Genomic DNA, 18,630 nt, shown 5'->3' with positions numbered 1-18,630 from the left:
TTCGGAAAAGGTGTTCACAGCGATGAAAAGGGACCTGTCACTTATGATAAGTGGCAGGTCCTTTTATGATGATTTGTATTATTTTAAAATTCCTTAGTTATTTGAGATAAATGTTAATTCATCAGAGGAATAGAATGTCTCATAAGAATCATAATCACGTACTTCAAATTTAATAGAAGCATTGGTTACATCATCAATAGATGTAATATCATCATTTGCTTCAATTGACATAAAGGTACCGGTTCCAGGAAGAAGATATCCATATCCGTAATCATCCTGCATAAAGTCATTGATTGAGAAATCATCGGATTCAGCAACACAGGTTTTATCTGTAGTGTTCTCAATATAGAATACAAATACAAGTGTATCATCCCAACCGGTTGTTGTGCCGACATAATATGCATTGATGCCATTAGAGGAATCTAATGCAACTGCACCCGGAACAGAGGAAATAGAGAATGGGGTATAGGAATCGGAAAGATTGATATCCTGTACAACACCATCATCAATCAAAGTATCATAAGTATCAGAATCATAGAAGCTTACCTGAAGTTTAATATTATCGATGCTGTCAAAACCGGTTAAAGTGAAATCATCAGAAGAAATGCTAAGTTCTTCGTTGCTTTTTTTGCCGGCAGCGACGTCACCTGAAATATAACCATACATGGTTACACCATTGATTGCACAATAATCAACATTGATTCCAAGGTCGTTAGAAGTATTGTTTTCAACAGTAACTTTAATTTCCGGAATTACAGAATCATCATAGTAGCTGTATACAATACTGGTAGCTGTAATGGTAACATCATTAGCTGAGTATAATACAACATTATCTAAAGGAACTTCTTTGTCATCGCCATAGCTGTAATCACTGTAATCACTGTCATCATAGTCATCACTATCATCTGAATCGGAATCAAAATCAAAGTCATCAAGATCAGATGTGATACCACTGTTGTCAAAAAGTTCTTTTCCAGCATTGCTTAAGGTTTTAGAAACATTGATAACTGCATATACAATAACACCGATAGAAAAGATGGTTGCCAGAATGGAAATGATTAATCCGGCAATTGCTGCACCACGAAGGTCACGGTTCTTACCCATTCCAAGAATGGAAAGAATGATAGCAGCGATACCAAGAATGATTCCGATAATTGGAACAAACCATCCGAAAGGTAAAGCTGCGATACCAAGAATCAGACCAAGGACACCAAAAACACAGGATTTTTTCGGCGCATCACCGTTGATATTGTAGGAAGGTGCTGCATTGTAGCTGTTTCCATTATAGGTGTTTCCATTGTTAAATGCCTGCTGTCCGTAATCTGGCTGATTGTAAGCCGACTGATTATAAGCGTTCTGATTATAGTCACTCTGATTAAAGCTGTTTGGATTATAATCGTTCTGGTTGAATGCCTGCTGCTGATTTGCATTTGGGGCATCATAGGTCTGAGGACCATTTTCCGGCTGGTTGTACGTCTGCTGCTCAGGAGCCGGTTGACCATAGTTCATCTGAGCATTGTTGTCTGGGTTTGGAGTTCCGGCAGGTTCATTTCCGGAAAAACCATTTGGGTTGTCGTTTACATTTTCTCCATTTAAATTATACATAACTTTCTCCTTTTCATATATTATGTGAATGGTTACACTCTACTAAGGTATCATATTAAAGTCAGCTTGACAATGTTTTTCTTTTTTTTGCGTTTTTTTACAGAAAAAAATCAAAAATTTATAAAAATACATTGACATCATCACTTTACAGTGATAAACTATGCTCAATTAATGAACTGAATAAATAAAATCAGTGAGCAAAAGTAGTACGGTAAATGATTTCTTTACAGAGAGCCGGCGTTGGTGGAAGCCGGTAAGATAGTTTATTCGGAATGGATTTGTCAGATGCAAAGTGAACAATAGTAGCGGATGCCGTTTTCCCACGTTACAGGGACGAGGATATCGAAGGAGACTTCTGTATCCAAGAGGTTGTGTTTGAATTAGTGGCGGATATTTTCTGATTGAAAATATCCGCTTTTTTAGTTACTTGCAGGTAAAAAGCAGACATAGCGAAGATGGGTGGCACCACGCGATAAGCGTCCCTGACTGGAAAAGAACATTTTCCGGTCAGGGACTTTTTCTTTGCACGAGCAGCATTTATAAAGCCGGTTTATAGGAGGATGATTATGGTAAGAAACAGAAAAGTATTCAAAAAAACAGTGAGCATTGTCAATGAAAAATCAACAGACATGTACGAAAGTCTGGTAGGAGATAAAAAAGGCTTCCTGTTAGAAAGTTACGATAAGAATTATGACCGCTATACTTTCTTTGGCATGGAGCCGGAAGAAATTGTAACATCAAGAGGAAATGCACTGGTGATTACAAAAGCAGATGGCACAGAGAAAGTAAGAGAAGGAAATCCGCTGGAGCGTCTGAAAGAATATTACAGTGAATTTCATATCGAAAAAGAAGATGAAGAGCTGTCCTTCTCCGGTGGACTGGTTGGAAATCTTGGATATGATTTCGTAAGATATTCTGAAGTGCTTCCGGACAATAACCCGGATGAAATCGGAATCGAAACCATACAGATGATGTTGATGACTTCTTTCCTTATGGTAGACCATGTAGCAGAAACACTGACTGCTGTAGTATTAGAAGAGCCTTCGGAAGAAGGAAGAGAGCAGGCAATGGAAAAGGCAGGACAGATGATAAAGAAAGCCATGGAGAAGAAGGAATGCAAACGGAACTTCTACCACGATGGAAAAATTATTAAGAAGTCAGACAGTATCGAAGAATATGGCGAAAAGGTAGAGAAAATCAAACATTATATCAGAGAAGGCCATGTGTTCCAGACCGTATTGTCACAGCGCTGGACGATTGAAACCAGACAGACCGGTTTTGAATTATATAAGGAATTAAGAGAATTAAATCCTTCTCCATATCTTTATTATTTTAATTACGGAACCTTTGAAGTAATCGGAAGTTCACCGGAAATGATTGTAAAGAAGCAGGGAAATAAAGTGTTCACCTGTCCGATTGCAGGAACCCGGAAGAGAGGAAAAGATGAAGCAGAAGACAAACGGCTACGGGATGAACTACTTTCCGATGAAAAAGAGCGGGCAGAACATGTTATGTTAGTAGACCTTGCAAGAAATGATATGGGAAGAATCAGTGAATTTGGAACCGTAAAGGTAACACAGTTTATGGAAGTACAGAATTATTCCCATGTAATGCATATTGTTTCCCAGGTAGAGGGACGCAAGAAAGGAGAATCCCATCCATTAGATTTGGTGGCATCCTTCCTTCCGGCAGGAACCTTAAGCGGAGCACCAAAGATTCGGGCCATGGAAATCATTGATGAATTAGAAAGTGTACGAAGAGGCTTATATGGTGGAGCAACCGGATATATTGATTTCGGTGGAGACATGGATTTCTGTATTACAATCCGGACCATGGTAAAGAAAGGAAATGAGGTATACCTTCAGGCAGGAGCCGGAATCGTAGCAGATTCCGTACCGGAAAATGAATATTATGAATGCTGCAATAAAGTAATGGCATTGGCAAAGACTTTGGTTGAGGAGGAGAACTTATGATACTGCTGATTGATAACTACGATTCATTTACCTATAACCTGTATCAGTATATAGGAACTTTTACGAAGGACATTATCGTAAAACGGAATGACAAGATTACAATAGAAGAAATCCGCACCATAAACCCGGAACGCATCATTCTTTCTCCGGGACCAAAAGCACCGAAGGATGCCGGCATCTGTATGGATGTGGTGAAGGAATTTTATAAGACAATTCCAATCCTTGGCATCTGCTTAGGACATCAGTGTATCGGGGAAGCCTTTGGCGGCGTAGTGAGCTATGCAAAGGAATTATATCATGGAAAACAGTCCCTGATTGCCCATGACGGCACAGGAATCTTTCAGGGAATTGAAAGCCCGATTCAGGTGGCAAGATATCATTCCCTGGCTGTTCAGAAAGATAGTCTTCCGGAGTGCCTTGTGGTAACGGCGGAGACAGAGGATGGAGAAATCATGGCAATGCGCCATAAAGATTATCCGGTAGCTGGATTACAGTTCCATCCGGAATCCATTTATACACAGCATGGAAAGCGTATGATAGAGAATTTCTTGAATGGGAGGATATAGAACATGATATTAGATGAAATTGTTGCAGATAAAAGAGAGCAGCTATTTCGTGATAAGCAGAAAACAGATCTGACCGTGATGCGGACTTTGGCAGAAGAGAAGTTAAGGGAAGAAGCAGCAAAGAAAGAAAATGTAAGAAGCTTTTATCAGAATCTTGCCAAAGATGGACTTTCCATTATCGGAGAATTTAAAAATGCATCCCCAAGCCTTGGAAAGATAGAAAGCAGGATTACATTGGAAGAGCGGATGGAAGATTATACCGCTTCTGTGGATGCGGTATCCTGCCTGACAGAAGAGAAGCATTTCCTTGGAAATACTGATTATTTCCGGAAAGTAAGAAATCTGACTCCGCTTCCAATGTTACGGAAAGATTTCATGATTGAAGAATATCAGTTTTATGAAGCAAAAGCCATTGATGCAGATGCGGTATTACTGATAGCAGCAATCTTAGATGACAAGGAAATGTATGACTTTTATCAGCTTGCAAAGGAATTAAAGTTAGATGTACTGGTGGAAACCCATGATGAATGGGAAATGGAACGGGCATTGAAGCTGGATGCAGACATCATTGGAATCAACAACCGTAATCTTAAAGATTTTACCATTTCGCTGGAACGAACCAAAACACTTTCTAAGATGGTGCCAAAGGATAAACTCTTAATCGCAGAAAGCGGAATTGTAAGAGATGATGATGTGGCATATCTTGCAGATTGCGGTGTCAGCGGATTCTTAATCGGAAGAGCATTTATGGAACATGAAAACCCCAAGGCACTGGCAGCCCACTGGAAACAGGTTTATAAGGAAGCCGCAAAGTAAGGAGAACTGGCATGGCAAAGATTAAGATTTGTGGCATCACAAGAGAATCTGAGACAGAAGTGCTGAACCGGATGCAGGTAGATTATGCAGGCTTTGTATTCTTTGAAAAAAGCAAACGAAACGTTTCGATAGAGCAGGCAAAAGAAATTAAAAAACATTTGAAGCCTTCTATTAAAACTGTGGCAGTTACTGTAAATCCGGCACTGGATTTGATAGATGAAATCATAGAAGCAGGTTTTGATATTCTGCAGATTCATAAGATGCAGGAATTCCCTGAAAATCTTAAAATTCCGGTCTGGGTAGCATATCAGGTGCGAAGCAGGAAAGAAGCAGAAGAAATAAATGTTCTGGATGGTACTTCCGGCATTTTATTAGACGCACCGGAATATGGCAGTGGAAAGACTTTTTCCTGGCAGGATTTTCCGATGAAAAAAAGAAGGGAATGGCAGGAAAGAAGGATACCATTTATTTTAGCCGGCGGCTTAAGCAGTGAAAATGTAGAAGAAGGTATCCGGTTATTTGAACCTGATGTAGTAGATGTCAGTTCTTCGGTAGAAGGAGAACATGGAAAAGATTATAAAAAAGTAGAAGCATTTGTAAGAAAGGTGAGAGAACATGAATAAGAAGAGTTATTATGGAGCATTTGGTGGACAGTATGTAGCAGAATCATTGATGAATACTTTAAAAGAGTTGGATGATGCTTTTGAAAAGTATACAAAGGATGAAGAATTTTTAAAGGAAGTGGACTATTATCTGAAACAATATGTAGGAAGAGAGACACCACTTTATTTTGCCAGCCGTCTGAGTGAGGCATATGGAACAAAGATTTATTTAAAAAGAGAGGATTTAAACCATACCGGAGCCCATAAGATTAACAACGTAATCGGTCAGATTCTTCTGGCAAAGAGAATGGGAAAAACCAAGGTAATCGCAGAAACCGGAGCCGGTCAGCATGGTGTGGCAACTGCAACCGGAGCAGCTCTTTTTAATATGGAATGTACCGTATATATGGGAGCGGAGGATATGAAACGTCAGTCACTGAATGTAATGCGTATGGAAATGCTGGGAGCTAAAGTAGTGCCGGTTACATCCGGAAGTAATACCTTAAAGGATGCTACTAATGAGGCAATTCGTACCTGGGCAAAAACCGCAGAGGATACCTTTTATGTAATCGGTTCCGCTGTTGGACCGTATCCTTATCCGAAGATGGTAAAATATTTCCAGAGCGTCATCAGCAAAGAAGCAAAGAAACAGATTTTAGAGCAGGAAGGAAGACTGCCGGATGTGGTTATGGCATGTGTTGGCGGAGGTTCTAATTCTATCGGAATGTTTGCAGATTTTATTGAAGAAAAGGATGTAAAACTGATTGGTGTAGAAGCTGCCGGAAAGGGAATTGAGACAGGGGAGCATGCCAGTGCCATGGCATTGGGCGAGCCTGGCGTATTACATGGTATGCGTTCCTATTTATTACAGGATGAGGATGGAAATGTGCAGCTTGCCCATTCCATTTCCGCAGGACTGGATTATCCGGGTGTTGGACCGGAGCATGCATACCTTAAGGACAGCGGCAGAGCAGAATATGTTGCAATCAAGGATGATGAAGCCATGGATGCCTTAATGGAGCTTTGTAAATTAGAGGGTATCATACCGGCAATCGAAAGTGCCCATGCAGTGGCATATGCAAAGAAGCAGGCGAAGAAAATGAAACCGGATGATATTATGGTGGTTTGTCTTTCCGGAAGAGGCGACAAGGATGTAAATACAATTGCAGATTATCTTGCAGGAAAGGGTTATTTAAACTAGGAGGTGCAGCATGAACAGAATCGAAGAAAAATTAGCACAGTTAAAAGAACAGAACAAAAAAGCATTTATTACATATATGACAGCAGGAATGCCGGACTTTGATAAAATGCAGGAGATTATCCGCACACAGGAGCAGGCGGGGACAGACATCATCGAGCTTGGAATTCCATTTTCAGACCCGGTAGCAGACGGTCCGGTTATTCAGGATGCTTCCTATCATGCCATCTTAAAAGGTGTGAATTTAAAGAAAGTATTAGAAGCCATGAAAAAGCTTCGCAGTGCAAAAATTGAGATTCCAATTGTATTTATGATGTATTACAATACCATACTTCACTATGGTGTGGAAGCCTTTGTGGATGCATGTATTGAAAGCGGAGTAGACGGACTGATTATTCCGGATCTGCCATTAGAGGAACAGGATGAGATAAAGGAATTTTTACAGAAGGAAAATGCACCGATTCTTATCCAACTGGTATCTCCGGTTTCGAAAGACAGAATCCCTGAGATTTTAAAGGATGCAAGAGGATTTGTTTACTGCGTATCTTCCATGGGTGTAACCGGACAGGAAGCAACCTTCCATAAGAGTGTAATTGATTATCTTGGCAGTGTAAAAGAAGTATCAAAGATTCCTGTTATGATGGGCTTTGGTATCCGTACTGCAGAGGATGTTGCACCGATGAAGGATATTATCGATGGAGCGATTGTAGGCTCACATTTCATCAGGCTGATGGAAGAAAATGATTATGATTTACAGAAAATTGGAACTTATTGTGGCACATTTAAAAAAGAACTGAATCAGTAAAGGAGAAATTTGCGATGAAAGAATATATTGAACTGGTTGCAGAAGGAAAAGATTTAACAGAAGAACAGGCAAAAGCAGCAATGGAAATCTTATTAAGCGGGGAAGCATCCCAAGCTCAGATTGGTGCTTTTTTAATGGGACTTCGTATGAAAGGTGAGACCTTAGATGAATTAACCGGGTTTGCAGGAGTACTCCGGGATAAGGCAGATACTATTTTACCGAAGGTTTCTGATTATGTGGATCTGGTTGGAACCGGTGGAGACTGTACTTATACTTTTAATGTGTCTACCACTTCTGCATTTGTCGTTGCAGCAGCCGGACTCCCGGTAGCAAAGCATGGTAATCGTTCCATTTCTTCAAAGAGCGGAGCCGGTGATGTATTAGAGGCACTGGGCGTAAATATTATGGCAGAGCCTGCAAAAGTAGAAGCCTGCGTGGAGAAAGCCGGAATCGGATTTATGTTTGCACAGCTCTTTAACAAATCCATGAAATATGTAGGTCAGGCAAGAAAGGAAATGGGTGTGCGTACTGTGTTCAATATTTTAGGACCTCTTGCCAATCCTTCCAGAGCAAAAAATATGGTGGTAGGTGTTTATGATGCAGCCCTGACAGAAAAAATTGCCCTTGCCATGAGCAGACTTGGCGTTGAACGTGCCTTTGTAGTAAGCGGCAAAGACAATATGGATGAAATCACAACAACAACTGAGACCGTAATATCTGAAATCAAGGACGGGAAAGTAAATACATTTACCATAACACCGGAGCAGTTTGGTTTAAAACGTGCTTCCTTAGAAGAACTGTGTGGTGGTGATGGAACAGAAAACGCCGTTATCACAAAGAAAATTCTCTCCGGAGAAGAAAAAGGCGCAAAACGTGACATCGTATTACTGAATGCCGGTGCAACCCTGTATGTTGGTGGAGCAGCATCCACCATTGAAGATGGAATCACCCTTGCAAAAGAAGCAATCGACAGTGGAAAAGCAGCAGGGAAGTTAGCGGAGCTGGTGAAGGTATCAAACGAAGCGTAAAAACAGAAATAAATCTGCACCGTAAAAACGGAATGTTAACCTTTTACAAATATAGGTTGACAATATAAGCCAGAATACCATATAATACCCTATGGATAAAATCTATAGGGTATTTTTAGGCGATTGTGAAAAGAAATACCAATATTACCAATAAAATATTCAGATATTCAAAGGACTATATTTTATACGGCACCAGATGTCAGCAATTCTTAGCGGCATGTTTTCCTTGAATGCAGACTGTCTTTCCGTTGCTTTGACTTAGATAGCGGCACTGTCCGTTGAATACGGATGCAGCCGAACGTCTGCAAGGGGCACTAAGAATTTCGGAACATATATGGATTCGTCTGGCAACCGGCGCATATTCACATCCATGTTCAGATGCGCCTCGCTGGCACATCCCTGTGCCAGCGTTGCCGGGTGACAGACGAAATTCCAAGTGCCCCTAACAGTCATTCTAATGCATCCGTACCTTCAACGGACAGTGCCGCTATCTTGTCAAACATTGGAAAGACTGTTTTCATAGCAAAAAGGAAAACATGCTGTTTAGAATTGCGGCATCTGGTGGCTTAAAAGATATGTCCTTTGAATAGCTGAAATTTTAGTGAATGATAGGGTATTTCCTTTCATAATCGCCTGAAAAAAACACAATGATAGGAGCATTATTATGGAAAAAAGAAAAATAACAACACAGCAGATGGCACTGGTAGCAATCATGACAGCACTGACCTGTATCCTGGCACCATTTTCATTGCCAATTGGTCCGGTACCAATTTCCCTTACCAATCTGGTTATTTACTTCTCATTGTATTTACTGGGTTGGAAGCTTGGAACGTTAAGCTACGTCATTTACCTTCTGATTGGACTGGTTGGTGTACCGGTATTTTCAGGATTTACCGCAGGACCGGCGAAACTTTTTGGCCCAACCGGTGGATATTTAATCGGATTTATTCCAATGGCAATCATTGCCGGTATTGTAATTGATAAATATACTGAGAAATGGCTTTTATGTCTGCTGGCAATGATTATTGGAACGATTGTCTGCTATGCGTTAGGAACAGCATGGCTTGCTTATGAAGCAAAGATGGACATGATGGCAGCATTATGGGCTGGTGTAATTCCTTTTATTCCTGGTGACCTGGTAAAAATGGCACTGGCAATTTTAATTGCACCAAAAATCAGAGCTCAGGTATGCAGGGCAAGATAATTTTTCATAGTCTTAAGAGCAGTTTTTTCCAGACGGCTGACCTGAGCCTGGGAAATATGAATCTCATCAGCAATCTCCATCTGGGTTTTGCCTTCAAAGAACCGTAGCTTAACGATATGATTTTCTCTGTCGTTGAGCCGGTTCATTGCATCGGAAAGGGCAAGCCCTTCCACCCAGTTATCTTCTTTATTCTTTTTATCACTAATCTGATCCATCACATAGAGTGTATCACCACCATCCGTATAGACCGGGTCATAAAGACTGACCGGACTTTGAATGGCATCTAGGGCATAGACGATTTCCTCTTTGGTAAGTCCGGCTTCTTTTGCAATTTCCTGTAAAGTAGGCTCCTGCATGGAATTTTTCATCAGGATTTCTTTGGCATGAATGGCTTTATAGGCAGTATCCCGCAGGGAACGGCTGACACGGATGCTGTTGTTATCCCGCAGATAGCGGCGGATTTCGCCAATAATCATAGGAACGGCATAGGTGGAAAATTTTACCCCCAGTGTATCATCAAAATTGTCAATGGACTTAATCAGTCCGATACATCCAATCTGAAAGAGGTCATCAATATTTTCCTGATTTCCGGAAAAACGTTTAATCACACTTAAGACCAGACGAAGATTCCCTTTGATATATGTTTCCCTTGCAGTCATATCCCCCTGTTTGATTCTGGCAAATAGAGCAGCCTTTTCTTCTTCCTTTAGGATTGGAAGCTTTGCGGTATTTACGCCGCAGATTTCAACTTTGTAGACGGACATGATGCGTACCTCCGGGTTAAAATGTTTTTGCAGCCATTGGCTGATACAGAAAGGATGTCCTTATTTACATAAAAATATGCCGGAAACAATAAAAATTTAATAATTTTTCATCTTGAAAAACGAATGAGTGAAAGCTATGATATATATAAAGAGAAAAAATGGAAGTGGAATAATATGCAGGATGCAATAGATAAGAGAAATGAAAGAGATCGAATTGCTCATAGTATTGTGAAACGCTGGAATGTTCATTACATGTCGGAAGAAGAGATTTTAGCCGCACGCAAGAAACAGCAGGATGAACAGCGGGCACAGGAGATTCTTGATCGTCTTGCAAGAGTGGCTGCAGAGGAAGAAGAAAAAAAGCAGCGTGAGATTGATGCGGCAGTAAGGCAGCAGATTGAGGAAGAAAGAGCACGTTTACAGAAAGAAGAAGCAGATGGAACGATTTCAGATGATAAGTTATCTGCTATTTTAGGAGAAAAGAGTCCTGAACGAAAAGAAACACCGCAGGCAGCGGAAGTGTCACAGGAGGTGGAAACACCGCAGGTGGTGGAGAAACAGACAGACAGTGGAGAACAAGTGCCTGAGGTCATAGAAGCGACCGTTGAAACAGAACAGGAATAAGTCGGGTTCTAACGGACAATATCTCATTCATATATTGTAATAAGAAGTAAAACTGGAGCATAAGTATGGATGATGCCTTGCTGTTACAGAAGTATCATGGATTAGGAAATGATTATCTTGTACTCGACCCGAATAAGAATAAGATACATTTATTGGAACGTCATATTGTAAAGCTATGCAGAAGAAATATTGGTGCAGGAGCTGATGGCATTTTATATGGACCGATATGGCAGGATGAGAAGCTTTATGTAAAGATATTTAACCCGGATGGAAGTGAAGCAGAGCGCAGCGGAAATGGTGTTCGGATTTTTGCAAAATATTTATTAGATGCCGGATATATCAGACACAGACCGTTTAGCCTTTATACCAAGGCAGGCGAAGTAAGGATTGATTTTTTAAATGAAGACGGAAGTCTTATGAAAGTAAATATGGGAATACCACAATTTACCGGAGGGGTACTTGCTTATGTAGGTACGCCTCCGGAAATTATAAACAGGCCTCTGGTTTTTCATGACCATCCTTACCGGGCAACCTGTGTTTCCATGGGAAATCCGAACTGCGTGATTCATTTAGATGAAATCAGTAAAGAAAAGGCAATGGAATTAGGACCTTATGTGGAAAATGCATCTTATTTTCCAAACCGGATTAATATGCAGCTTTGTAAAGTAATGGATAGAGGTCATATCCGGGTGGAAATCTATGAGCGGGGAGCCGGATATACCTTAGCTTCCGGAACCGGAGCCTGTGCAGCAGCGGCAGCATCCCATAAGCTGGGACTGGTGGATGACAGAATTGAAGTCACGATGCCGGGTGGGCAGTTACTGATAGAAATCGGAGAGGATGGCAGTGTGTTCCTTACCGGAGAGGTGCAGAAAATCGGAACAATTCTGATGGCAGAACACTTTCTGGCGTAGTTGACAACTGCTTGCCTTTGAGTATAAAATGGAAAAATAGAATGCTCAGAAAGGAACATGAGAAAGAATGAGAAAGATACTGGATTTAATAACAGATGAGATGGTGAAAGCATTTGAAGCAGCCGGACTTGATGCAAAATATGCAAAAGTAACTGTTTCAAACAGACCGGACTTATGTGAATATCAGTGCAACGGCGCTATGGCTGCTGCAAAAGAATATAAGAAAGCACCGATTATGATTGCGGAGGAAGTAGTAGCACAGCTTAAGGATAACGCAATGTTTGAATCCGTAGAAGCTGTAAAACCTGGCTTCCTTAACTTAAAGCTGAATAATGAATTTGTGGCTTCCTATATCAGTAAGATGCAGGAGGATACAGAGCGTTTAGGCTGTGATAAGGTGGAACATCCAAAGACCATCATGATTGACTATGGCGGACCAAACGTTGCAAAACCACTTCATGTAGGACATTTACGTTCTGCTATTATCGGTGAAAGCATCAAACGTATTGGTAAATTCATGGGACACAATATGATTGGTGATGTGCATCTGGGTGACTGGGGTCTTCAGATGGGACTGATTATTACTGAGCTAAAGCTCCGTAAACCGGAACTTTGCTATTTTGATGAAGATTATGAGGGAGAATATCCAGTTGAGCCTCCATTTACCATTTCCGAGCTGGAAGAAATTTATCCGACAGCCAGCGGAAAATCCAAAGAGGATGCAGCTTATAAAGAAGCTGCCATGCAGGCAACCTATGAACTGCAGCATGGAAGAAGAGGCTATCAGGCATTACTTTCCCATATTTTAAATGTATCTGTAACGGATTTAAAGAAGAATTATGCTAATTTAAATGTATCTTTTGAATTATGGAAGGGTGAGTCTGACGCACAGCCATATATCCCGGACATGGTACAGAAGATGAAGGATGACGGTTATGCATATATCAGTGATGGTGCACTGGTAGTAGATGTCAAAGAAGAGACTGATACGAAAGAGATCCCGCCATGTATGATTTTAAAATCCGATGGGGCCTCTCTTTATAACACAACAGACCTTGCGACGATTGTATGGCGTATGAAAGACTATCATCCGGATAAAATTATCTATGTAGTGGATAAACGTCAGGAGCTGTATTTTACACAGGTGTTCCGTTGTGCCAGAAAGACACATCTTGTGGATGATGATACAGAGCTTCAGTTTTTAGGTTTTGGTACCATGAATGGAAAAGACGGAAAACCATTTAAGACCAGAGAGGGTGGTGTCATGCGGTTAGAGACACTGCTTTCCAGCATCAATGATGAGATGTACCGCAAGATTACAGAGAACCGTACGGTAGAAGAAGCGGAAGCAAAGGCAACCGCAAAAGTAGTTGCACTTTCTGCAGTAAAATACGGAGACCTTTCCAATCAGGCTTCCAAGGATTATATTTTTGATATCGACCGTTTTACTTCATTTGAAGGAAATACAGGCCCATATATTCTTTATACGATTGTCCGGATCAAATCCATTCTGAACAAATATAAAGAAGCAGGAAAAGAAGCAGGAACAGCAGCAATTCTTCCGGCACATTCCGAAAGCGAGAAGGCATTGATGTTAGAGCTGACCCGTTTCAATGCCATGATGGAAAATGCCTACGAAGAGACAGCACCACATAAGGTATGTTCTTATATCTATGACCTGGCAAATGCATTGAATCATTTTTATCATGAGACAAAGATTATGGCAGAAGAAGACGAGGCAGTGCAGGCTTCCTATGTTCGTTTATTAACACTGACCAGGCGGACATTAGAGGTTTGTATCGATGTATTAGGTTTTTCTGCACCAGACAGAATGTAAAGGAAAATATATGATTGACAATAGAATGGGTGCCATCTTTGATTTAGATGGCACTCTTTTAGACTCTATGGGAGTATGGCGGAAAATTGATGAGGATTTTCTTGGAAAAAGAGGATTTATAGTGCCGGATGATTATCTGGTAGCAATTACTTCAAAGAACTTTGATGCGGCAGCAGAATATACCAAAGAGCGTTTCAATCTGCCGGAGTCCGAAGAAGAGATTATCAAAGAATGGTTTGATATGGCGATTGAAGCTTATACCAATGAAGTAAAGTTGAAAGCCGGTGTTATAGATTATCTGAAGCAATTGAAGGCAGAAGGAATTAAGATTGCAGCAGCAACTTCTTCCGATGAGAGGCTGTTTCGTCCTTGTCTTACCCATTGCGGCATCATGGAATATTTTGATGCATTTACAGTGACGCAGGAAGTGAAGCGGGGAAAAGGATTCCCGGATGTGTACCAGCTTGCAGCAGAAAAGCTTTCTTTGAAACCAAAGCAGTGTGTGGTATATGAAGATATTTTAAAAGGTGTGGAAGGTGCAAAGATGGATGATTTCTATGTGGTAGGTGTGGAAGATATCCATTCCTCCTATGAGAAAAATGAAATCATGCAGCTATCTGACCGCTATATCCTAAGCTTTGAAGAATTATTAGATTAATTCCGTCACACAAAAAACACAGTTTGACCGCATTTTTATCACAAAAACATCGTCTTTTTAACACAACTTTCTCATAAACTTTCTGAGGTAAGATGTTATAAGGAGGAAGAGGCGTGATAGAGATTAGTCATTTGACGAAAAAATACGGGACGCATGTAGCGGTAGATGATTTGAATCTTACTATTGAGCCGGGAAGAATTTATGGCTTCTTAGGACCGAATGGCGCAGGCAAATCAACTACAATGAACATGATTACCGGATATCTGGGGGCAACAGAGGGAACCATTAAAATCAATGGATTTGATATTTTGGCACAGCCGGAGGAAGCAAAGAAATGTATTGGCTATTTGCCAGAGCTGCCACCTTTATACATGGATATGACGGTAGAAGAATATCTTTTGTTTGCAGCAGAACTTAAGAAGATTCCAAAGGAGAACCGGAAACCATATGTAGAAGATGCCATGGCAACCACAAAGATTACTGATATGAAAGGCAGACTGATTAAAAATCTGTCCAAAGGATACCGGCAGAGAGTCGGACTGGCACAGGCAATTTTAGGTTATCCGGAAGTTATTATCTTAGATGAGCCTACAGTAGGCTTAGACCCGAAACAGATTATTGAAATCCGTGATTTGATTCAGAGTCTTGGCAAGAAGCATACTGTAATTTTAAGTTCCCATATCCTTTCGGAAGTCCGGGCAGTATGTGATTACATATTTATTATTTCCCATGGAAAATTAGTTGCATCGGAAGAAACAGAAGAACTGGTAGAGCGGATGTCCGGTGGACAGGTAATCGAGCTTAAATTAAAAGCTGAAGAAGAAAAAGTAAAAGAAGTTTTTGCAGATGCAGAACATATTACTGCAGTAGAGACGAAAGAACTGCCGGAGGATGGAGTTACTGAGGTGACTGTAACGGCAGAAAAAAATAAAGATGTCAGAGAAGAGATTTTTCATATTTGCGCAGAAAGTGATATGCCGATTTTGGAAATGATAAATGGTGGTAAATCACTGGAAGATATCTTTCTTGAACTTACTTCAAAGGAGGAAGAATAATGCGTGCAATATGGAAAAGAGAATTAAAATCTTATTTTCAGACGGTGACAGGATGGCTTTTTATTGCAGCAACACTGGCACTGTTTGGCCTTTATTTTTATGTATACAATATGTATTATGGTTCGACAGATATCAGCAGTACTTTATCAGCAGTAACGTTTCTGTTTCTGGTTACTGTGCCGATTCTTACGATGCGTACCCTGGCAGAGGAGCGGAAGAATAAGACAGACCAGCTGATTTTAACTTCGCCGGTATCAGTAGAAAAAGTGGTTCTGGCAAAATATCTCGCCACCGGAACCGTATTTACCATCAGTGTAGCGGTTATGTGTCTGGCACCGTTAATTATGTCAGCATATGGAAACGTTGCTTTTGCAAAGAGCTATGTGGGAGTACTGGGTTTCTGGTTATATGGTATGACCTGTATTGCCATTGGAACCTTTGTATCTTCACTGACAGAAAGTATTGTAATTTCTGCAGTATTAACCTTTGTATTTCTCTTTGTGGGATATCTGATGACCGGAATTACCAATCTGATTTCACAGAATGGAAATATGATTACAAAGATTTTAGGCTGTTATGATTTGACAAAACACATGGATATGCTGATGCAGGGAATTCTTGATGTATCCGGCATTGTATATTATTTATCCATGATTATCCTGTTTTTATTCCTGACAGTACAGTCCATACAGAAGCGCCGCTGGAGCATGAGCAGTAAGAAATTAAAGCTTGGCGTATTCAGTTCAGCCATGGTTGTAATCGGAATCGTTGTTACAGTTGCAGTAAACCTTGTAGCAAATGCATTGCCATCTTCCATTACGTCTATTGATTTGACAGCCCAGAAGATGTATTCCATTTCTGATGATACAAAAGAGATTCTTCATAATCTGGATGAGGATGTCACAATTTATGTTCTGGAAGCGGAAGGAAATATGGATGATACCCTTGCAACGACATTAAAGCGTTATGAAGGCGAATCTTCCCATATTTCAGTAGAATATAAAGACCCATCCGTTTATCCGAATTTTTACCGGGATTATACGGATGATACCTCTATCACCAGAAAGAGTCTGATTGTAGAAAGCAGCAAACGTTCCAAAGTAATTAATTACAGCAATATTTATGAGACCAGTATAGATTACAGTACTTATAGCAGCCAGACTACAGGTTATGATGGAGAGGGACAGCTTACCAGTGCCATTTCCTATGTCACATCGGATGAAATGCCGGTTATGTACGAACTACAGGGACATGGTGAGACAGCATTGAGTGGTGATTTTAAAGATGCTATTGAGAAAGCAAATGTCACTTTAAACAGCCTCAACCTGATGCAGGCAGACAGCATTCCGGAAGATGCACAGGCACTTATTATCAATGGACCGACCTCTGATTTTTCATCCGATGATGCGTCAAAAGTAATTGATTATATCAATAAAGGTGGAAAACTTTTTGTAACGCTATCTTATACAGATGCTGATATGAGTAATTTTTATTCGGTTTTAAATGAGTTTGGCATTACTGCAGTAGATGGAATGGTGATGGAGAGCAATACCGGTTCTTATTATCAGGCACCATATTATCTTTTGCCAAATGTAGAAAGCGGTGCACTGACTTCCGGTGTGGATGGCTATGTATTTACACCGTATGCAGTAGGTCTTACCTATAATACCGATACCGAAAATGTAACCTATACACCTTTACTTACCACTTCGGATGCAGCGTACAGTAAGACAGATGCTACAAGTTCCTTAGAGCAGACGGAGGATGATATTGCAGGACCGTTTACGGTAGGATTAAAGGCGGAAAAAACCATGGATGATACAAGCGCAGATATTCTTGTATATTCTTCCATGAGTATGTTTACGGATGATGCAGACAGTATGGTATCCGGAAATAATTTATCCGTATTTTCAAAATCCATTGCAAACTATATTCCGGAAGACAGCGGTTCAGCAGTTGTGATTCCGGTCAAAGAATATGACAGCAGTACCCTGACCGTACCGGCTTCGGTTGTCATTGCATCAGCTGTAATCGGCATTGCAGTAATTCCGTTATTGCTTCTTGCAATCGGTATCGTAATCTGGATGAGAAGGAGAAAGAAGTAATGAAGAAACAGAAAAAACAGTTGATTGCTTTATGCATCCTGCTTCTTATCTGCATTGTGGCATGGGTTGGCCTGACGAAGTGGAATAAGAGCCAGGAACAGAAAAAACAGGAAGAGGAAGAATCTTCAAAAGTAACGGTGACAGATGTTAACACAGAAGATGTAAATGCATTTTCTTATCAATATAATAATGAGACACTGTCTTTTGTAAAAGAAGATGATACATGGTATTATGAGGCAGATAAAAGCATTGCATTAGACCAGGATGCCGTGGAAACATTGGTTACCACCGCAGCACAGCTTACGGCAGAGCAGGAAATCAAGGATTATGAGGACTTATCAGAGTATGGGCTTGAAACGCCGTCAAATACCATTACCCTGACGACAGGGGATGGAACAACAACACTTCTGATTGGAAATAAAAATGACATGCTGAGCCAGTATTATGTAAAGACGGATCAGTCTAATAGTATTTATCTGGCAGGAAGTGCAGTATATACCACTTATCAGAAAGGAATCGCGGATCTTACAGTAACGGAGAGTACTGAGGAATCGGCGACTGAACAGCCGGAAGAGACAGAAGAAGCTGATACTCTACAAGACGGGGATACGGAAAGCACAACCGAAATTGCGGAATAAAAGGATTGACAAGTAAAATATCCGTTGGTAAAATATATGAGAAAGTGTGGAAGAGAAATAGTAATCATTGGAAGCCTTCAGAGAGAAAACGGCAGGTGAGAGTTTTTGACGGAAGATGATGAACCAGTCTTGGAGCTGCATATCCAAGCAGAAGTGAAGGTATGTCGGGTTCTCCCGTTACAGAGAGAAGGCATAAGAAGATGTGCCGGAGTGCAGGAGCAGTCCTGAATTTAGGTGG

Annotated in this window: 18 protein-coding genes and 2 other annotated features (1 of these 20 running past the window's edge); of the genes, 15 read left to right on the top strand and 3 right to left on the bottom strand. The window is 40.7% G+C overall.

The window, feature by feature from the left end; genetic code table 11:
• Positions 1-93 precede the first annotated feature (93 nt).
• On the bottom strand, positions 94-1,605 hold the full coding sequence (locus tag DXB39_RS03295; RefSeq protein ID WP_117840976.1) for a hypothetical protein: 1,512 nt from the start codon (positions 1,603-1,605) through the stop codon (positions 94-96).
• A gap of 184 nt (positions 1,606-1,789) precedes the next feature.
• Positions 1,790-2,092, top strand: a binding site (T-box leader).
• Positions 2,093-2,171: 79 nt separating this feature from the next.
• Here DXB39_RS03295 and trpE point away from each other — a divergent pair.
• From trpE to trpD, 7 genes are read left to right on the top strand one after another with little or no spacing between them, the layout of a single operon-like run.
• Positions 2,172-3,578, top strand: coding sequence for an anthranilate synthase component I (gene trpE / locus DXB39_RS03290; RefSeq protein WP_117840977.1), 1,407 nt, complete (start codon positions 2,172-2,174; stop codon positions 3,576-3,578).
• Entirely contained in the window at positions 3,575-4,144 is a 570-nt protein-coding gene (locus DXB39_RS03285) for an anthranilate synthase component II (protein ID WP_117840978.1), read from the top strand. Before trpE ends, DXB39_RS03285 begins: the two co-directional genes overlap by 4 nt.
• Before the next feature lie 3 nt (positions 4,145-4,147).
• Positions 4,148-4,960 carry an indole-3-glycerol phosphate synthase TrpC gene (gene trpC / locus DXB39_RS03280; RefSeq protein ID WP_117840979.1) on the top strand — a complete coding sequence of 271 codons (813 nt, stop codon included), beginning with the start codon at positions 4,148-4,150 and terminating at the stop codon, positions 4,958-4,960.
• Positions 4,961-4,971: 11 nt separating this feature from the next.
• Positions 4,972-5,583: a phosphoribosylanthranilate isomerase gene (locus DXB39_RS03275; protein ID WP_117840980.1), complete on the top strand. Its 612-nt coding sequence runs from the start codon at positions 4,972-4,974 to the stop codon at positions 5,581-5,583.
• On the top strand, positions 5,576-6,763 hold the full coding sequence (trpB, locus tag DXB39_RS03270; RefSeq protein ID WP_022242610.1) for a tryptophan synthase subunit beta: 1,188 nt from the start codon (positions 5,576-5,578) through the stop codon (positions 6,761-6,763). The genes DXB39_RS03275 and trpB overlap by 8 nt, the downstream gene beginning before the upstream one ends.
• A 10-nt stretch (positions 6,764-6,773) precedes the next feature.
• Entirely contained in the window at positions 6,774-7,565 is a 792-nt protein-coding gene (gene trpA, locus DXB39_RS03265) for a tryptophan synthase subunit alpha (RefSeq protein ID WP_117840981.1), read from the top strand.
• A gap of 14 nt (positions 7,566-7,579) precedes the next feature.
• Positions 7,580-8,593 carry an anthranilate phosphoribosyltransferase gene (trpD, locus tag DXB39_RS03260; RefSeq protein WP_117840982.1) on the top strand — a complete coding sequence of 338 codons (1,014 nt, stop codon included), beginning with the start codon at positions 7,580-7,582 and terminating at the stop codon, positions 8,591-8,593.
• A gap of 258 nt (positions 8,594-8,851) precedes the next feature.
• Here the strand turns inward: trpD and DXB39_RS14625 are convergent, their stop codons facing one another.
• Positions 8,852-9,046, bottom strand: coding sequence for a hypothetical protein (locus tag DXB39_RS14625; RefSeq protein ID WP_147337963.1), 195 nt, complete (start codon positions 9,044-9,046; stop codon positions 8,852-8,854).
• A 211-nt stretch (positions 9,047-9,257) separates the two neighbouring features.
• On the opposite strand from DXB39_RS14625, the gene DXB39_RS03255 reads away from it, so the two are divergent.
• The gene (locus DXB39_RS03255; protein WP_117840983.1) at positions 9,258-9,797 is read left to right on the top strand and encodes a biotin transporter BioY; all 540 of its coding nucleotides are present in this window, start codon (positions 9,258-9,260) and stop codon (positions 9,795-9,797) included.
• On the opposite strand, the gene sigG is transcribed toward DXB39_RS03255, so the two are convergent.
• Positions 9,776-10,561: an RNA polymerase sporulation sigma factor SigG gene (gene sigG, locus DXB39_RS03250; protein WP_022242606.1), complete on the bottom strand. Its 786-nt coding sequence runs from the start codon at positions 10,559-10,561 to the stop codon at positions 9,776-9,778. The genes DXB39_RS03255 and sigG overlap by 22 nt on opposite strands.
• Before the next feature lie 174 nt (positions 10,562-10,735).
• Between sigG and DXB39_RS03245 the strand changes: the two genes are divergently transcribed.
• The 7 genes from DXB39_RS03245 (at position 10,736) to DXB39_RS03215 (ending at position 18,392) form a co-directional block, all read left to right on the top strand.
• The gene (locus DXB39_RS03245) at positions 10,736-11,185 is read left to right on the top strand and encodes a hypothetical protein (RefSeq protein WP_118540617.1); all 450 of its coding nucleotides are present in this window, start codon (positions 10,736-10,738) and stop codon (positions 11,183-11,185) included.
• A gap of 65 nt (positions 11,186-11,250) precedes the next feature.
• Positions 11,251-12,099 (top strand): diaminopimelate epimerase, encoded by an 849-nt coding sequence (gene dapF / locus DXB39_RS03240; RefSeq protein ID WP_117697129.1) that lies wholly within the window; start codon positions 11,251-11,253, stop codon positions 12,097-12,099.
• Positions 12,100-12,166: 67 nt separating this feature from the next.
• A complete protein-coding gene (argS, locus tag DXB39_RS03235) occupies positions 12,167-13,936 on the top strand; it encodes an arginine--tRNA ligase (protein WP_117840985.1) in 1,770 nt (589 codons plus the stop codon).
• Between the two features lie 10 nt (positions 13,937-13,946).
• Positions 13,947-14,594 (top strand): HAD family hydrolase, encoded by a 648-nt coding sequence (locus DXB39_RS03230; protein WP_117840986.1) that lies wholly within the window; start codon positions 13,947-13,949, stop codon positions 14,592-14,594.
• Positions 14,595-14,707: 113 nt separating this feature from the next.
• Complete coding sequence (locus DXB39_RS03225) at positions 14,708-15,649, top strand: ABC transporter ATP-binding protein (RefSeq protein WP_117840987.1); 942 nt, start codon at positions 14,708-14,710, stop codon at positions 15,647-15,649.
• Positions 15,649-17,754: a Gldg family protein gene (locus DXB39_RS03220; RefSeq protein ID WP_117840988.1), complete on the top strand. Its 2,106-nt coding sequence runs from the start codon at positions 15,649-15,651 to the stop codon at positions 17,752-17,754. The genes DXB39_RS03225 and DXB39_RS03220 overlap by 1 nt, the downstream gene beginning before the upstream one ends.
• Positions 17,754-18,392, top strand: coding sequence for a DUF4340 domain-containing protein (locus DXB39_RS03215; RefSeq protein ID WP_117840989.1), 639 nt, complete (start codon positions 17,754-17,756; stop codon positions 18,390-18,392). The genes DXB39_RS03220 and DXB39_RS03215 overlap by 1 nt, the downstream gene beginning before the upstream one ends.
• A 38-nt stretch (positions 18,393-18,430) precedes the next feature.
• Positions 18,431-18,630: a binding site (T-box leader), on the top strand; it runs 28 nt beyond the window's last position.

The organism is Roseburia sp. OM03-7AC (genome assembly GCF_003462625.1).
Lineage (GTDB): Bacteria > Bacillota > Clostridia > Lachnospirales > Lachnospiraceae > Roseburia_C > Roseburia_C amylophila.
Note: the sequence above shows the minus strand (reverse complement) of the source record. Positions and strands in the feature narration are given on the sequence as shown.

Excerpts from the sequence above, each read along its gene's own strand:
- DXB39_RS03295 (WP_117840976.1), bottom strand. The coding sequence starts at position 1,605 with ATGTATAATTTAAATGGAGAAAATGTAAACGACAACCCAAATGGTTTT.
- trpD (WP_117840982.1), top strand. The coding sequence starts at position 7,580 with ATGAAAGAATATATTGAACTGGTTGCAGAAGGAAAAGATTTAACAGAA.
- DXB39_RS03285 (WP_117840978.1), top strand. The coding sequence starts at position 3,575 with ATGATACTGCTGATTGATAACTACGATTCATTTACCTATAACCTGTAT.
- trpE (WP_117840977.1), top strand. The coding sequence starts at position 2,172 with ATGGTAAGAAACAGAAAAGTATTCAAAAAAACAGTGAGCATTGTCAAT.
- trpB (WP_022242610.1), top strand. The coding sequence starts at position 5,576 with ATGAATAAGAAGAGTTATTATGGAGCATTTGGTGGACAGTATGTAGCA.
- DXB39_RS03220 (WP_117840988.1), top strand. The coding sequence starts at position 15,649 with ATGCGTGCAATATGGAAAAGAGAATTAAAATCTTATTTTCAGACGGTG.
- sigG (WP_022242606.1), bottom strand. The coding sequence starts at position 10,561 with ATGTCCGTCTACAAAGTTGAAATCTGCGGCGTAAATACCGCAAAGCTT.
- DXB39_RS14625 (WP_147337963.1), bottom strand. The coding sequence starts at position 9,046 with ATGACTGTTAGGGGCACTTGGAATTTCGTCTGTCACCCGGCAACGCTG.
- DXB39_RS03255 (WP_117840983.1), top strand. The coding sequence starts at position 9,258 with ATGGAAAAAAGAAAAATAACAACACAGCAGATGGCACTGGTAGCAATC.
- trpC (WP_117840979.1), top strand. The coding sequence starts at position 4,148 with ATGATATTAGATGAAATTGTTGCAGATAAAAGAGAGCAGCTATTTCGT.
- DXB39_RS03230 (WP_117840986.1), top strand. The coding sequence starts at position 13,947 with ATGATTGACAATAGAATGGGTGCCATCTTTGATTTAGATGGCACTCTT.
- DXB39_RS03245 (WP_118540617.1), top strand. The coding sequence starts at position 10,736 with ATGCAGGATGCAATAGATAAGAGAAATGAAAGAGATCGAATTGCTCAT.
- trpA (WP_117840981.1), top strand. The coding sequence starts at position 6,774 with ATGAACAGAATCGAAGAAAAATTAGCACAGTTAAAAGAACAGAACAAA.
- DXB39_RS03215 (WP_117840989.1), top strand. The coding sequence starts at position 17,754 with ATGAAGAAACAGAAAAAACAGTTGATTGCTTTATGCATCCTGCTTCTT.
- DXB39_RS03275 (WP_117840980.1), top strand. The coding sequence starts at position 4,972 with ATGGCAAAGATTAAGATTTGTGGCATCACAAGAGAATCTGAGACAGAA.
- dapF (WP_117697129.1), top strand. The coding sequence starts at position 11,251 with ATGGATGATGCCTTGCTGTTACAGAAGTATCATGGATTAGGAAATGAT.
- argS (WP_117840985.1), top strand. The coding sequence starts at position 12,167 with ATGAGAAAGATACTGGATTTAATAACAGATGAGATGGTGAAAGCATTT.